Source organism: Pseudomonas sp. LBUM1660, from assembly GCF_059695935.1.
The window spans coordinates 5,185,167-5,199,974 of record NZ_CP166795.1 but is presented as its reverse complement, the minus strand read 5'-3'; the positions used below and the strand labels follow the sequence as shown (position 1 = coordinate 5,199,974).

Annotated in this window: 16 protein-coding genes; 8 read left to right on the top strand and 8 right to left on the bottom strand. The window is 59.8% G+C overall.

Annotated features, from left to right (window positions below):
* Window positions 1–2 precede the first annotated feature (2 nt).
* Genes ACA068_RS24115 through cyoE form a run of 3 tightly spaced genes read left to right on the top strand, consistent with a single transcriptional unit; the run spans window position 3 to window position 1,864 of the window.
* Window positions 3–629: a cytochrome o ubiquinol oxidase subunit III gene (locus ACA068_RS24115; RefSeq protein WP_497305306.1), complete on the top strand. Its 627-nt coding sequence runs from the start codon at window positions 3–5 to the stop codon at window positions 627–629.
* Window positions 630–965 (top strand): cytochrome o ubiquinol oxidase subunit IV, encoded by a 336-nt coding sequence (gene cyoD / locus ACA068_RS24110; protein WP_497305304.1) that lies wholly within the window; start codon window positions 630–632, stop codon window positions 963–965.
* Window positions 966–976: 11 nt separating this feature from the next.
* Entirely contained in the window at window positions 977–1,864 is an 888-nt protein-coding gene (gene cyoE, locus ACA068_RS24105) for a heme o synthase (protein WP_497305302.1), read from the top strand.
* A 208-nt stretch (window positions 1,865–2,072) separates the two neighbouring features.
* On the opposite strand, the gene ACA068_RS24100 is transcribed toward cyoE, so the two are convergent.
* Window positions 2,073–3,476 (bottom strand): aminotransferase-like domain-containing protein, encoded by a 1,404-nt coding sequence (locus ACA068_RS24100; protein WP_497305300.1) that lies wholly within the window; start codon window positions 3,474–3,476, stop codon window positions 2,073–2,075.
* 121 nt (window positions 3,477–3,597) lie between these two features.
* Between ACA068_RS24100 and ACA068_RS24095 the strand changes: the two genes are divergently transcribed.
* On the top strand, window positions 3,598–4,092 hold the full coding sequence (locus ACA068_RS24095; protein WP_497305298.1) for a RidA family protein: 495 nt from the start codon (window positions 3,598–3,600) through the stop codon (window positions 4,090–4,092).
* 225 nt (window positions 4,093–4,317) lie between these two features.
* On the opposite strand, the gene ACA068_RS24090 is transcribed toward ACA068_RS24095, so the two are convergent.
* The 3 genes from ACA068_RS24090 to ACA068_RS24080 form a co-directional block, all read right to left on the bottom strand.
* Window positions 4,318–5,022, bottom strand: a complete 705-nt coding sequence (locus ACA068_RS24090; RefSeq protein WP_497305296.1) for a hypothetical protein — start codon at window positions 5,020–5,022, stop codon at window positions 4,318–4,320.
* Between the two features lie 120 nt (window positions 5,023–5,142).
* A complete protein-coding gene (locus ACA068_RS24085; RefSeq protein ID WP_497305295.1) occupies window positions 5,143–6,684 on the bottom strand; it encodes a sensor histidine kinase in 1,542 nt (513 codons plus the stop codon).
* Window positions 6,681–7,397, bottom strand: coding sequence for a response regulator transcription factor (locus ACA068_RS24080; RefSeq protein WP_497305293.1), 717 nt, complete (start codon window positions 7,395–7,397; stop codon window positions 6,681–6,683). The genes ACA068_RS24085 and ACA068_RS24080 overlap by 4 nt, the downstream gene beginning before the upstream one ends.
* A gap of 152 nt (window positions 7,398–7,549) precedes the next feature.
* Between ACA068_RS24080 and msrB the strand changes: the two genes are divergently transcribed.
* From msrB to msrA, 3 genes are read left to right on the top strand one after another with little or no spacing between them, the layout of a single operon-like run.
* A complete protein-coding gene (gene msrB / locus ACA068_RS24075) occupies window positions 7,550–8,068 on the top strand; it encodes a peptide-methionine (R)-S-oxide reductase MsrB (protein WP_497305291.1) in 519 nt (172 codons plus the stop codon).
* A gap of 43 nt (window positions 8,069–8,111) precedes the next feature.
* Entirely contained in the window at window positions 8,112–9,875 is a 1,764-nt protein-coding gene (locus ACA068_RS24070; RefSeq protein ID WP_497305289.1) for a cytochrome c biogenesis protein DipZ, read from the top strand.
* A gap of 31 nt (window positions 9,876–9,906) precedes the next feature.
* Complete coding sequence (gene msrA / locus ACA068_RS24065) at window positions 9,907–10,614, top strand: peptide-methionine (S)-S-oxide reductase MsrA (protein WP_497305287.1); 708 nt, start codon at window positions 9,907–9,909, stop codon at window positions 10,612–10,614.
* A gap of 12 nt (window positions 10,615–10,626) precedes the next feature.
* On the opposite strand, the gene ACA068_RS24060 is transcribed toward msrA, so the two are convergent.
* The 3 genes from ACA068_RS24060 to ACA068_RS24050 all read right to left on the bottom strand — a co-directional run bounded on the left by ACA068_RS24060 (window position 10,627) and on the right by ACA068_RS24050 (window position 13,022).
* The gene (locus ACA068_RS24060; RefSeq protein WP_497305285.1) at window positions 10,627–11,031 is read right to left on the bottom strand and encodes a GNAT family N-acetyltransferase; all 405 of its coding nucleotides are present in this window, start codon (window positions 11,029–11,031) and stop codon (window positions 10,627–10,629) included.
* Window positions 11,028–12,041 carry a sensor domain-containing diguanylate cyclase gene (locus tag ACA068_RS24055; RefSeq protein ID WP_497305284.1) on the bottom strand — a complete coding sequence of 338 codons (1,014 nt, stop codon included), beginning with the start codon at window positions 12,039–12,041 and terminating at the stop codon, window positions 11,028–11,030. Before ACA068_RS24055 ends, ACA068_RS24060 begins: the two co-directional genes overlap by 4 nt.
* A gap of 75 nt (window positions 12,042–12,116) precedes the next feature.
* Complete coding sequence (locus ACA068_RS24050) at window positions 12,117–13,022, bottom strand: LysR family transcriptional regulator (RefSeq protein ID WP_497305282.1); 906 nt, start codon at window positions 13,020–13,022, stop codon at window positions 12,117–12,119.
* Between the two features lie 102 nt (window positions 13,023–13,124).
* Here ACA068_RS24050 and ACA068_RS24045 point away from each other — a divergent pair, with 102 nt between their 5' ends.
* A complete protein-coding gene (locus ACA068_RS24045) occupies window positions 13,125–14,300 on the top strand; it encodes an aspartate aminotransferase family protein (protein WP_497305280.1) in 1,176 nt (391 codons plus the stop codon).
* Window positions 14,301–14,368: 68 nt separating this feature from the next.
* On the opposite strand, the gene ACA068_RS24040 is transcribed toward ACA068_RS24045, so the two are convergent.
* Entirely contained in the window at window positions 14,369–14,803 is a 435-nt protein-coding gene (locus ACA068_RS24040) for a bleomycin resistance protein (RefSeq protein WP_497305278.1), read from the bottom strand.
* Between the last annotated feature and the right edge of the window lie 5 nt (window positions 14,804–14,808).

Here is a 14,808-nt window from a genome sequence, read left to right as displayed (position 1 = left end):
CCATGTCGAACTTAGTGACCAATGCTGGACACACCCATGTCGATGGACATGGGCACGATGACCATCACCACGACTCGGGCGAGATGACCGTCTTCGGTTTCTGGCTCTACCTGATGACCGACTGCATTTTGTTTGCGTCGATCTTTGCGGTGTACGCGGTACTGGTTAACAACGTAGCGGGTGGCCCGTCGGGCCACGACATCTTCGAGCTGCCATACGTACTGGGCGAAACCGCTCTGCTGCTGTTCAGCTCGATCACCTACGGCTTCGCCATGCTGGCGTTGTTCAAGGGCAAGAAGACTCAGGTCCTGGGCTGGCTGGGCATGACTTTCCTGCTAGGCGCCGGCTTCATCGGTATGGAAATCAACGAGTTCCACGTACTGATTTCCGAAGGCTACGGCCCTAGCCGCAGCGGCTTCCTGTCCGGGTTCTTCACCCTGGTCGGCACCCACGGTCTACACGTGACCAGCGGTCTGATCTGGATGGCGATCATGATGTATCAGGTGCAGAAAAACGGCCTGACGGCGACCAACAAGACTCGTCTGAGCTGCCTGAGCCTGTTCTGGCACTTCCTGGACGTGGTGTGGATCTGCGTATTCACCGTTGTTTATCTGATGGGGACTATGTAAATGGCTAACGCTCATTCCCACGATAGCCACGACGCCGGCCACGGCAGCGTCAAGTCCTACGCTATCGGTTTCATTCTGTCGGTGATCCTGACCGTCATTCCTTTCGGCCTAGTGATGTACCCGTCGCTGCCGAAAGCCATGACCCTGTGGATCGTACTGATCTTTGCAGTGATCCAGGTGCTCGTTCACCTGGTGTACTTCCTCCACCTGGACCGCTCCGCCGCCCAGCGTAGCAACGTGATCGCGTTTGTCTTCGCAGCGCTGGTCATCGTCCTGTTGGTAGGCCTGTCGCTGTGGATCATGTTCAGCATCCACACCAACATGATGGCGCAGTGAGGTAAATCCGGATGTCCTTGAAGCACTTTATCCAAATCACCAAACCGGGGATCATTTTCGGTAACGTGCTTTCAGTGGCAGGCGGATTTTTCCTGGCCTCCAAAGGGCATGTCGATCTGGCCATCTTCCTGGCTGCAATGATCGGCACGTCCCTGGTGGTGGCTTCCGGTTGCGTGTTCAACAACTGCATCGACCGCGACATCGACCTGAAGATGGAACGCACCAAGAACCGCGTACTGGTCCAGGGCTTGATCTCCCTGAAACTGGCGCTGATCTTCGCGACCGTCCTCGGTGTGGCCGGCGTTGCGTTGTTGTACAAAGTGGCGAATCCACTGGCCGCGCTGTTCGCGGTGATCGGTTTCGTCATCTACGTCGGTTTCTACAGCCTTTACCTCAAGCGCAAGTCGGTTCACGGCACGCTGGTGGGCAGTCTGTCCGGCGCGATGCCGCCGGTGATTGGCTACGTGGCCGTGACCAACAGCTTTGACATGGCCGCACTGACGTTGCTGGTGATGTTCAGCCTGTGGCAGATGCCGCATTCCTACGCCATCGCGATCTTCCGCTTCAACGATTACCGGGCCGCATCGATTCCGGTGTTGCCCGTGAAGCGCGGAATCCAGGTGGCCAAGAGGCACATCCTGCTCTACATCCTGGCGTTCCTCGTGGCGACCTTGATGCTGACCTTCAGCGGCTACGCCGGCATGAGCTACCTCGCCGTCGCCGCCGCCATGGGCATGTACTGGTTGTACATGGCCTGGACCGGCTACAAGGCAGTGGATGACACGGTCTGGGCACGCAAGCTGTTCGTGTTCTCGATCTTCACCATTACCGCGTTGAGCGTGATGATGTCGCTGGACTTCAAAGTGCCAAGCGAGTTGTTGCTGACGTATGCGCCTTAAGCGTCGGATGCTGTAAATAAAAGCCCCGCCCTTCGAGAGAAGCGGCGGGGCTTTTTGTTGGCCAGCTTTCTGTTGGACCGTGTTGCCCCAATCGCGAGCAGGCTCGCTCCCACATAGGATCGGCGTTGCCGCCATTTTCGAGCACGACGCTGGACCCTGTGGGAGCGGGCTTGCTTGCGAAGGCCGCCCCTCGGTGCATCAGGAAACCTCAGCGTTCGAGCAGCCTGAAAAACCGCTCGCGCACCTGCAGGCTATCGCTGTGCGCGACGTTGAAACGCAGAAAGCTGCTGGCATCGGCGGCTTTACTCAGCAAGGTGCCCGGCGCCAGCACCAGATTGTTTTCGAGGCCTTTGCTAGCCAGCGTTTCGGCATGCAGGCCTTCGGGCAATCGTGTCCAGATAAACAGCCCTTCGCCCGGTATCGATGACACCGAGCATCCAGCCTCGACCAGCCATCTCGTCACGCGACTGCTCGATTCATACAGGCGATCAACCGTGCGCCGGGTGTGTTTGGCGTAGCTGCCGTTACTGAGCAGGGTGCAGGTGATCTGCTCCGCCAGTTCCGAGGTGACGCCACCGCAGGCCATTTTCAAGGTGATGATTCGTGCGGCCAGTTGCGGCGATAACACGGCAAAGCTGACCCTGCTGTTGGCGGTCAGGGTCTTGGAGAAGCCGGACACGTAACTGACATTGTCCAGACCGCTGGCGGCCAGGCGCGGGGTGCGTCTTTGCTGGATGTCGCCATACAAATCATCTTCGAGGATGTGGACGCCGTAACGGTGACTCAGCTCCAGCAAGCGATACACCTGGGCGGCGGAGAACGAGTGCCCGGTCGGGTTGTGCAGCGTGCTGTTGGTCATGTACAGCACGGGGCGATGGGCGATCAGCAATTGCTCGAACGCTTCCAGATCCAGCCCGTCGCAATCCCGGGCGATGGTGATGACCTTGGCGCCGTGCAGTGCCAGATTGGTGTGCATGTTGAAGTAACACGGGTCGTCGAGCAGTACGGTGTCGCCGGGTTTTATCAACAGGCGCATCAGCAGGTCGATGGCCTGCACGGTGTTGGCGGTGGTGATGATCTGCGCCACCGGCACCTCGATGCCAACGGTCGACAGCTTAACCCGCAACGCCTCGCGCAACGGGAGGTAGCCGCCGACCTCACCGTATTCGCCCATGCGCAGCGCGGTCGCGCGAAGGGTGGTGCGCACGGCTTTGAGCAATTCATCGGCAGGCAGCCACGAGGCGGGCAGAAATCCGCAGCCGGGGCGCAGCGCGCCGTTGTCCAGCAGCAAGGCGCGGCGGACCCGGCTGAGTGTGTCTTGGGGTTGTAGATCCGGGCCAGCGGCAGGTTGGGGCTGGATGCCAGGGCGGTGAATGTAATGCCCCGAACCCTGGCGCGAAACCACCAGTCCCTTGGCCCGCAAGCGGTCGAGGGCGTCGACCACCGTGGACTTACCGACGTTCATCAACTCGGACAGTTCGCGAATCGGCGGCAACTTGGCCCCGTTAGGCAGGCCACCCTGGTTGATGGCGACGGTCAGCTGATCGACGATTTGCTGCACCAGCGGCACTCCGGGCTGGAACTCGATGGCGGCGATGACGGCGCGCTGCATTTTACTGGTCTCCCTGGCAGTAAAGTTTGTTGGATCTTATACGAAGTTGCCCTGATCAAGACACGCATCTGTCTCTACCATCGTTTACGCGTGTGCATGATTGATTAAGAGGGTTCGGTTAATGGGTAATCAAATGAGTCGCGACGAGCGCTTCCTCGCGATGGCGAGAGAACTCGGCTTTGATATCTACGACGAGAACTCTGCCGGCGGGCATTACGCGCCGCTGATTCGGCACGATGACGAACTTTATGTCAGTGGGCTGGTGCCGCGAATGAACGGCAAAATCCAATACCCCGGTCGGGTGGGGCTGGAACTCAACCTGGCCGATGCCCAAGAGGCTGCCGGTATCAGCGCGATACGCGGGCTTGCCCTGATCCGTGAGGCCATCGGTTCGCTGGATAACCTCAAGGCATTGCTGCGCATCACGGTCTATGTGAAATCCACGTTCGATTTTGTGGACCTCAGTGAAGTTGCCAACGGCGCGTCAGACGTCTTCACGCATGTGTTGGGGGAGGCTGGTAAACACACCCGAACGACCGTCGGTGTTTACCAGTTGCCAAAAAACGCGCCGATAGAAGTGGACATGATCGCGGCCCTGCATCCGTCTGCGCGGTGATTCTTTCGGGCAATAAAAAGCCCCGCTTCAGGGGCTCGATGCTGTTCACTCAAACGCAACACCATATCTGTGGCGAGGGAGCTTGCTCCCGCTGGGTCGCGAAGCGACCCCAAAAAAGGGACTGCTGCGCAGCCCAGCGGGAGCAAGCTCCCTCGCCACAAATGCAGGCTCGCGCTCAAGTAAACGGCATTACGCCCCGGAAGCGGGGCTTTCTGGTGAATCGAGTTACTGCGCTGCGATGCTGTAGCCTTCGAACGCGGTTTGCTGCTGAAGTGCGGTGATGATGTTCTTGCGGTTGACCGCTTGTTCGGCCCCGGTATTGTCCAGGAACGTTTCGTTTTCAATGGCCGCGTCATCACCTTCGCCGACGAAAGTGAAACCGAGGAACTCCAGCGCTTTGCGATCAACGTTCAGGCTCGCACGTGGCGTGCGTAGCGGCAGCGTGACGCTCTCGCCATCCTTGATGATGGTGAATACTTCGAGGTCTTTCTTGGCGCGAGCGACTTTGCTCTTGCCGGTGCTTGGGTTGCTGATGGCCTGGTGAGTCTGGTTCAGCACCTTTAATGCCAGACCATAGACGATTTCCTGAAAAGCCGGGTCGTCCTTGAAACTGGAAAGAATACGGCTGATCGGAAACTTGCTGCTCAGGTCTTCCAGCGCGGCAATGTCAGACGCTTCAGCGTCTTTCAGTTGTTTGAGTTCGCCCATCAGTTCATAGGCTTTATCGTCGTCGAAGCTGTCATGCGCCTGGCGAATCGCAGCGCGCAACTCGCGGATCTGGTCGCTTTCCCGGGTGGATTGAAAAGCGTCCAGGACCATCTCGCTGATGGTCTTGGCCTGTGGCACATGCTGTGAAAGATTGATGGAGTTTTCGTATTCCGCTTTGGACGACAAGGTGACTACGGATTCAGCGGTATTGGAATCGGACATTGAAATTTCACTACTTCTTTTAACTTGGGTTTAGGCGAGAAAGCACAGGGCCTTTTCAGGCCGCCTAATCTATTGGACCTGACTTGAGTTGTCACGGATGAACAGGCGGTTGGTCATTATTTAGCTGTGACCGCTGAAACCGGGCGATTTCCCCATCGAATTCAGGTTCATCGAGCGAACAGCCCATTTTTCCGCCGTTTGCTCATCCACCGGCAAGGAGAAACGGAACGTCGCCCCCCGCCCCGGAACGTCGATCAACTGAATCTCGCGACCGTGCAATTGCAGGATCCGATGCACGATGCGCAGCCCCAGTCCGCCATCGCGCCGGGCACCGCCGATGTTGAACGGGCGCAGAAACAAACCTTCGCGCAATTCGGGAGCGATGCCGGGGCCGGTGTCGCTGACGGTGACTTCGATAAAAGGCCCTTGAGGGCGCAGGCTCAGTTCGATTTCTCCACCCTGCGGGGTATCGCGCAAGGCGTTGTCGAACAGGTTGGTCAGCACGCGCTCGATCAGCCCCAGGTCGGCGCAGGCGGCCGAGACGTTGGGCGCGAAGGTGGCCTTGAGTTCAATCTGTCGCGCTTCGGCGGTGAGTTCGAATTTCTGGAAGATGTCCTGCACCAGATCGGTCAGGGAGAAACGCTCCAGCACCGGTTGCACAAAACCGTGCTCCAGCCGCACCAATTCGAGCAGCGATTGGGCCAGGCCACCAACCTTGCGGCTTTGATCCAGGGCGATGCCCAAATAGCGACGGCGGTCGGCGGGGGACAGCGTGGTGTCTTTGAGCGACAGGGTTTCCAGATAACCGTGCAGCGAGGCCAGCGGTGTGCGCAGGTCGTGGGAGATATTCGCCACCAATTCGCGGCGTTCCTGATCCTGGCGAGTCAGCGAGCGCCATTGTTCGCCGAGGCGGGTTTGCATCTGGCGGAAAGCGGCGTCGAGTACGGCTATTTCATCAGGACTGGACGTTTTTTCTACCGGGTCCGAGGCGGGCGGGGTGGAGGGGACGCCGTCGATGTCGAACTGGCTGACTCGATCGGTCAGTCGACGCAACGGTCGGGTGATCAAGGCAAATGCGGCAAGGCCGGCGATCAGGCACAACAACGCCACCAGACCGATGGACAGCAGCGCCGTATTGAGCGCGGCGCTGGTGGCACCGCGTGCGGCGAAGCGGTCGTGTTCTTCACTGAGCAATACCACATAGAGGTAACCTTCAGGCTTGCCGTTGACCTGCAACGGCGCGGCGCTGAACACCTTGCGTCCGTCGACGCTGCGCGGGTCGTCGCCGAGAATCGGCAGCGCCTCGCCCTTGAGCAAACGCTGGATCGGTGCCAGATCGACCCGCTCCCGATGCATCCGGCCTTCGGGGGCGGCGCTGCCGACGATGTGCCCCTCGTTATTAAGCAGATAGACCTCGACACTGGGATTGACCAGCATGAGTTTGCTGAACAATTCGCGCACGGCATTGGGCATCAGGCCGTTGGTGTCCATAAGCACCGTGTCGCGGGCGATGTGCTGGGCGAGATCACGTGACAGCCCTTGAACCACCTCCAGTTCGTGCATTTTGTTGGAGCGCACTTGCATCCAGGCCGAGGTGCCACAGCACACCAGCAACAGAACGGCGAACACCAGGGACAGGCGCTGTGTCAGGGTCAGCCTCATGGCTGCTCCTCCTTGGCTGCGAATTTATAGCCACGACCCCACACCGTCAGGATGCGCGCGGGTTGTGCCGGATCGGCTTCGATCTTGGCCCGCAGACGATTGATGTGGGTGTTTACCGTGTGTTCGTAGCCTTCGTGGCTGTAGCCCCAGACCGCGTTGAGCAGGTCCATCCGCGAGAACACCTTGCCAGGCTGGCGGACGAAGAAATACAGCAGGTCGAATTCCCGCGGCGTGAGGTCAAGGCGACGACCATCGAGAGAAACGTCGCGGGTGATCGGGTCGATGGAGAGGCCGTTCGTGATCAGGCTGCCGGCGTCCATTTTCAGGTTGCGGGCCATGGCGTCGACGCGTCGCAGCAGGGCTTTGACCCGGGCGACCAGTTCAAGCATGGAAAAAGGCTTGGCCAGGTAATCGTCGGCCCCGAGTTCCAGCCCCAGGATCCGGTGCATTTCGCTGGAGCGGGCGCTGGTGATGATGATCGGTGTGTAGCGGGCCATGGCCCGCGCCCGACGGCAGATTTCCAGGCCGTCGACGCCGGGCAACATCAGGTCGAGGATCAGTGCGTCCCAGCTTCCTTGCTGCAGCAGTCGCATGCCTTCATCACCGTCGGCGCAGTGCACCACTTCGAACTGCTCATCGCGTAGATGAAGGCAGATAAGGTCGGCGATGTGCAGGTCGTCCTCGACTACCAGGACACGTTTGTTCTGTTCCATAAAGCTCAATCCTTTGTAGCGCAATGGGCACATTGTGCGGGTTTTCCCCGGGGCGAGTTATCACGAATTGTTTAACTGTCCGTGAGGATTTGGCGATCAACCCAAGCCTAGGCTGTGTTCCTTATCAGGCACCTGGAATTTTGGAGATGGCCATGTTTTCACGGCGACAGTTTCTTGTAGCGAGCGGCGGGCTGGGCGCTGCAGCCCTGGTGATCGGTGTGTTGCCAAAATTTGCCGCCCGTACTGCGCTGGTCAGCGACGCCAATGCGTCGGAGGTGTTCGAGGTGATGCACAGCGACAGCGAATGGCGCGCCATGCTCAGCGCCGAGCAGTATGAAATCCTGCGGGAAGAGGGCACCGAGCGGGCCTACAGCAGCCCGTTGAACAACGAGCATCGCGAGGGTGTTTTTGCCTGTGCCGGTTGTAACTTGCCGCTGTTCTCTTCCGACACCAAGTTCGATAGCCGCACCGGTTGGCCCAGTTTCTGGGCGCCGCTGGACAAGGCGGTGGCGACCCGTCAGGACCGTTCCTTCGGCGTGCTGCGCGAAGAAGTCCACTGCCGACGTTGCGGTGGCCATCTGGGCCATGTCTTTGATGACGGGCCCAAACCCACCGGATTGCGTTACTGCATGAACGGGCTGGCGATGACCTTCGAGCCCCAGGCGGCGTGACCCATGGGCACTTCCTTTCACTCATTTAATGCAGGTCGATGCTATGTGGCTTCTGGTTCTCGCTTATCTCGGTGGTGTGCTGACGATTGTCAGCCCGTGCATTCTGCCGGTATTGCCCTTTGTCTTCGCTCGCACCGGGCAGCCGTTTATGAAAAGTGGCTTGCCACTGTTGGCGGGGATGGCGCTGACCTTCGCGCTCGTCGCCTCGTTGGCGGCGGTGGGCGGCGGCTGGGTGGTGCAAGTCAATCAGTACGGTCGCTGGCTCGCGTTGCTGTTTGTGGCACTGTTCGGGCTGACGCTGCTGCTGCCTCGGTTGGCCGAGCGCCTGACACGCCCACTGGTGGCGGCCGGCAGCCGACTGTCGGAAGCCGCGGGCGCCGATGCTCGTCCGCGTCCCGGCGCTTCGTTCCTGATCGGCGTCGCCACGGGCTTGCTCTGGGCACCGTGTGCCGGGCCGATTCTCGGCCTGTTGCTGACCGGGGCGGCGCTGCAAGGGGCAAGCCTCGCCACCACGTTGCTGTTGCTGGCTTACGCCGTGGGTGCCGCCACGTCCCTCGCAGTGGCGTTGTTGCTGGGCGGTAAAGTATTCGCCGCAATGAAACGCTCGATCGACGCGGGTGAATGGGTACGCCGAGGTTTGGGCGCAGCGATGCTGGCCGGTGTGGCGGCGATTGCCCTCGGGCTGGATACCGGGATTCTGGCGCGGGTTTCGACAGCGTCCACCGGCGGCATCGAGCAGGCGTTGGTGGGACGGTTGGCGGATAAGTCACCGAACAACAGCGGGGCGATGATGGCCGCTGCCGGGGCGATGAAAATGGCGGCGAAGGCGCCGGGGGCATTGCCGATTGAAGGCAACCTGCCGCCGCTGGATGGCGCCGTGCAGTGGCTCAATTCGCCTCCACTGACCGCACAGGCACTGAAGGGCAAAGTCGTGCTGGTGGATTTCTGGACTTACTCCTGCATCAACTGCCTGCGCACCTTGCCGTATGTCAAAGCCTGGGCCGAGAAGTACCGCGATCAGGGTCTGGTGGTGATCGGTGTTCATGCGCCGGAATTCGCGTTCGAGCGGGATGTGGGCAATGTCACCAAAGCCATGAAAGACCTGGGCATCACCTACCCGGTGGCGATCGACAACGACTACAAGATCTGGCGTGCCTTCAACAATGAGTACTGGCCGGCTCACTATTTTGCCGACGCGCAGGGGCGCATTCGTTATCACCACTTCGGTGAAGGCGAGTACGCCGAATCGGAGCGCGTCATCCAGCAGCTGCTGCGTGAAGCGGGCGCTACAAAGGTCGCCGACGGGTTGATCAATGCCGACGCCACCGGGGTTCAACTGGCCCCGGACATGAATGAAGTCCAGTCGCCGGAAACCTATGTCGGCTACCAGCGTGCAGAGCACTTCGTGCCTGAAACAGGTCTGGTGCCAGACAAGGTCTCGGCGTACAGCACGCCGGCGCAATTGGCACTCAATGATTGGGGGCTGGACGGTCAATGGAACGTCGGCTCGGAACGCGCGACCTCAAGCGCGCCGGCCAGTCGCATCGTCTACCGCTTCCACGCTCGGGATCTGCATCTGGTACTGGGCCCCGGCGCAGACGGTAAACCGGTGCGCTTCAAGGTGCTGATCGACGGAAAAGCCCCCGGCGATGCCCACGGTACCGACGTCGCCCCCGATGGCAGCGGCAGCGTTACCGAGCAACGGTTGTATCAATTGGTGCGCCAGAGCGGCGGAGTGACAGACCGCACCTTCAGCATCGAGTTTCTAGATCCGGGTGTGTCGGCGTATGCCTTTACGTTCGGTTGATCGCCCTATCATCTGTTCAGGAGTCAGACTCATGAAAATCCCGGTTACCTGGCGCCGCACCTTGTTGGGTTTGGCGGCTGCAGGCGTCATCGGCCAATGCTCGGCGTTTTCTTTCGGCGCTGCTGAAGAGGCGGTCATCATCCCGCCGCCTGCCCTGGATGAAACCACCCAGGCCCACAGCGAAACCGCGGTCTTCGCCGGCGGTTGTTTCTGGGGCGTCCAAGGGGTGTTCCAGCACGTCAAAGGCGTGAAAAAAGCCGTCTCCGGTTACGCTGGTGGTGAAGCCAACACCGCTCGGTATGAGCGTGTCAGCGACGGCGATACCGGTCATGCGGAATCGGTCGAGGTCACCTTCGATCCGTCGCAGGTCAGTTACGGCACGTTGCTGCAGATCTATTTCTCAGTGGCGCACAACCCCACCGAGTTGAACCGCCAGGGCCCCGACAGCGGCACGCAGTATCGGTCGGCGATTTTCCCGGCGAACACTGAACAGCAGCGCGTCGCCCAGGCCTACATTGCCCAGCTCGACGCCGCCCGTTCGTTCAACAAACCCATTGTGACCAAGCTGGAAACCTACAACGGTTTCTACCCGGCGGAAGAGGAACATCAGGACTTTCTGACCGAACACCCGACGTATCCATACATCGTCATCAACGACCTGCCGAAAGTGGCGCGACTGAAGCAGCTGTATCCGGATCGGTATCAGGATAAACCGGTGCTGGTGAAGGCGGGTATGTGAAGGGCGTTTTGGCTATCGCCTGCGCGGGCGCTCCATCGCGATGCTCGACGGTTCAAAGCCCAGGCGCGAAAAGAATTCCGCAGCGCCTTCACGGCCCGCGCGCAGAAGCCAGGTGATGTCGGTGTTCTCACCCATGACATGCTCAACCAGTGCCCGACCAACGCCTTCACGTCGATGCTGCCCGGACACGACAACCATCGACAGATAACCGTTGGACAGGCCGTCGGTGATGCCACGGGCGAAACCAACGATGTGGGCGTCCTTCACGGCAAGCGCAGTGCGTTGGGAGTTGGCGATCAACTGCGCAAAATGGTCGATTGATTCCAGGCGGTGAGCCCAGCCGTTCTGCTCAAGAAAAAGCCGCACGGATTCCACTTCCGAGGGCAGTACATCACGGACATGCAGGACGGTGCTCATCCGAAAACCACATTCTTACCCGCGATCTTCGACCTATACAGCGCCTGATCGGCCCTGGCCAGAAGGCCGGTCTGTTGCTCTTCTTCAAAGCGCTCGACCACGCCCAAACTCATGGTCACCTGAAACTCGCCCACAGGCGGCAGGCTTGCGAGGCCCTGGCGGATTTTTTCGGCGAAGGATCTGGCGTCAGCCAGCGAGGTATTGGGCAGGATGAGGATGAACTCGTCGCCGCCCCAGCGCGCCAGCAGATCGCCTTCGCGCACGCAACGCTTCACGCTCTCGACGACCTGCACCAACGCCGCATCTCCCAGCGCATGGCCGTAGTAATCGTTGATGTTCTTGAAGTCATCGATGTCCATGGCAATCAGTGACAGCGGCTGCCGAAAGCGCTGGGCACGCTCGCATTCCTGGGGCAGGGTTTTTTCCAGGCGATAGCGATTGGCGATCGATGTCAGCGCATCGGTTTCTGCCAGTTTGCGATTTTCTTCCAGTTGAATTTGCAGCTGCTGATTGACCCGCGACAACTCCCGGGTGCGTTCTTCGACGATGGCTTCAAGGGATTGATTGCGCCGTTCCATCTCCTCGAAGAGACGCTTCTTGTCATCGATGCTGCGGTGCGCGCCGACCATCCGTGCCACCGATCCGTCAGCATTGCGTGCCAGCACGTAGCCGCGATCTTCGATCCAGGTGTAACTGCCATCCTGCTTGCGGCAGCGGTACTCGGCTTGATAGCCCGGCGCGTGTTGATTCAGGTACGCATCAAACAACGCCATCACCCGCGGGTAATCGTCGGGGTGCATCACGTTTTCCCAAGTAAATACGGTGTTGTCCAGGGAGTGAGGCGCATAACCGAGCATCACGTACCACCCGGGATTGCGGTAGACGAACCCGGTGTTGGCGTTCCAGTCCCAAATGCCGTCACTGACCAGTTCCAGAATGGTGTGCAGCATGTCTTCGTTCAGATCCGACACATTGAATTTCAACGGCTCGATATTTGATGCCTCACCCATCACCGCTCTCCCTGCCGCACTGATATCAAAGTGACCCGTCAGTTGGGGAGATTAGTGCATGGTGTATTGCCCCGGCTAGTGTTTGGCCCACATCTGCATGGCGAAGTCGACGAAGCGACGCAATTTCGGCAAGCGGTAACGATCCTGAGCGTATACCAAGTGCATCGGCCGACTCGGCAGTCGATAGTCCTGCATCAACGCCACCAGGTTTCCGTTGAGCAAATCCTGCTCGACCAACGCATCGGGCAACATCACGATGCCCATCCCGGTTCGAGCGGCCTGATGTAGGCCGGCCGAGCTGTTGATCAGCATCGGGCCCCTCACGGCCACCATGACTTCGCCTTCCGGCCCGCTCAGGCGCCATTGTTTTTCCACGGATTGCCAGTCATCGCCGACCGGATAGGCAAAGGACAAGCAGTCGTGGTGTTGCAGGTCGTCGGGTTTTTCCGGTGTGCCCCGGCGTGCCAGATAGGCCTTCGAAGCGCACATGGTCAGTGTGTAGTCGATGAGCGGGCGGGCGATCAGGTTGGACGGTTCAATAGCGCCCAGGCGAAACGCCACGTCGAGGCCGTTCTCGAGAAGGTCGGGGCGCCCGTTGGTGAGCACCACGTCCAGTTTGACTTGCGGGTAACGCAGGGTGAACTCGCTGAGTGCCGGCGCAAGCTTTTCAGTGCCGAAGGTCAGCGGGGCCGTGATGCGCAAGGTCCCACTCGGTGTGTCCTGACTTTGTTCGGCCAGGCGCTCGGAATCGGCCACCAGGCCCAGCACCTCCAGACAACGCTGGTAATAAGCGGAGCCGAATTCCGTCAACCGCTGACGCCGTGTCGTCCGGTTCAACAAACGCACACCCAGACGTTGCTCCAGCGCGCGAAGGTGATTACCGACCATGGTGGTGGACATTTCGCACTGCTGGGCGGCGGCCGTCATGCTGCCGGCTTCTACCACTCTGACGTAAACCGTCATTGCCTGGAATAAATCCATTATCAAGCTCAGCTTTAAGATGATTGAAGTGTTGCAGCGTTTATCCAGCTCAGGTGGCTAACCATACTGCAAAAACACCGACAATTGATGGAGCTTGATGTCATGACCGCCGCTTGCCTGATGACCACTTACCAACCCCTGGCCCTGAGTTTCAGCAAAGGATTGGGCACCCGACTTTGGGATCAGGCGGGACGTGAGTATCTGGATGCGGTAGCGGGTGTGGCGGTGACCAACGTCGGCCACTCTCATCCCAAAATCGTGTCGGCGATCAGCGAGCAGGCCGGGCTGCTGTTGCACACCTCCAACCTCTACAGCATCGACTGGCAGCAGCGGTTGGCGCAGAAGCTGACGAAGTTATCGGGAATGGAGCGGGCGTTCTTCAACAACTCCGGTGCCGAAGCCAATGAAACCGCGCTGAAACTTGCGCGGCTTTATGGCTGGCACAAAGGCGTCGAGCAACCGCTGGTGGTGGTCATGGAAAACGCCTTCCATGGCCGGACGCTGGGCACGTTATCCGCCAGCGACGGCCCGGCCGTGCGCCTGGGGTTCAATGAATTGCCCGGCGACTTTGTCAAAGTGCCTTTCGGCGACCTCAACGCGCTGGAAAAGGTGCGGCAAGCCCATGGCCCGCGCATCGTGGCCATTCTGATGGAACCGATTCAGGGTGAAAGCGGCGTCCAGTTGGCGCCTGCCGGCTATTTGAAAGCCGTGCGCGAACTGTGCAACCGGCGCGGCTGGCTGATGATGCTCGACGAAATCCAGACCGGCATCGGTCGTACCGGCCAGTGGTTCGCCTTCCAGCACGAAGGCATCGTCCCGGACGTCATGACCCTCGCCAAGGGTCTGGGCAACGGCATCCCCATCGGCGCCTGCCTGGCCCGGGGCAAAGCCGCCGACCTGTTCACCCCCGGCAGCCATGGCAGCACCTTCGGCGGCAACCCGCTGGCGTGCCGGGTCGGCTGCACGGTGCTGGACATCATTGAAGAACAAGGCCTGCTGGAAAACGCCAGGCTTCAGGGCGAACGTCTGCTAACAAGACTGCGCGCCGAACTGTCAGACGACCCGAACGTCCTGGCGATTCGCGGCCAAGGCCTGATGATTGGCATCGAGCTCAAGCAACCGATCCGCGACCTGACCCTGATCGCCGCACGCGACCACGGCTTGCTGATCAACGTGACACGGGGCAAGACCATCCGCCTGCTGCCACCGCTGACGATTGATGAGCGGGAAGTGGAGATGATTGTCAGAGGGGTTTGTCGGGCGGTGAGCTCGGCCTAGTGGAAGGATCGTTCCCTCGCGCGTGGGAACGATCACGCGTCACGCTACAGATCTAGTACATTGCGACCTCAACAACCTGACAAACACCGTCGCTCCCCCAAACTCTCCACCAACCGAACCAGATACCCATCCGGATCCTGTACCAGAAACTCACGTTGCCCAACTTCCACCGCATCAGCGCGATACCAGACATCGGCACAGGGACGAAACAACGGCCATTCAGCATCCGCCAATCGTTGGAGTATCGGCTCGACGAGATCAACGGTGATCTGAAAGTTGATGCCCCGGCCAAACGGCGCTTGCAATGCTCCGGTCATCCACTGGCCTTCGTCCGGCGCGTATTGCTCCAGCATGATTTGCACGCCGTTGTTATCGAGGTAGGCGAAACCCGCTTCCGGGCGCTCGTAAGCGATCTCGAAACCGATTAACGAGGTCCAGAAATGCAGGCTTTTCTTGATGTCGGTGACCATCAGTTCGGGCACCAACTTGCTCCGTGCAAACATACCTA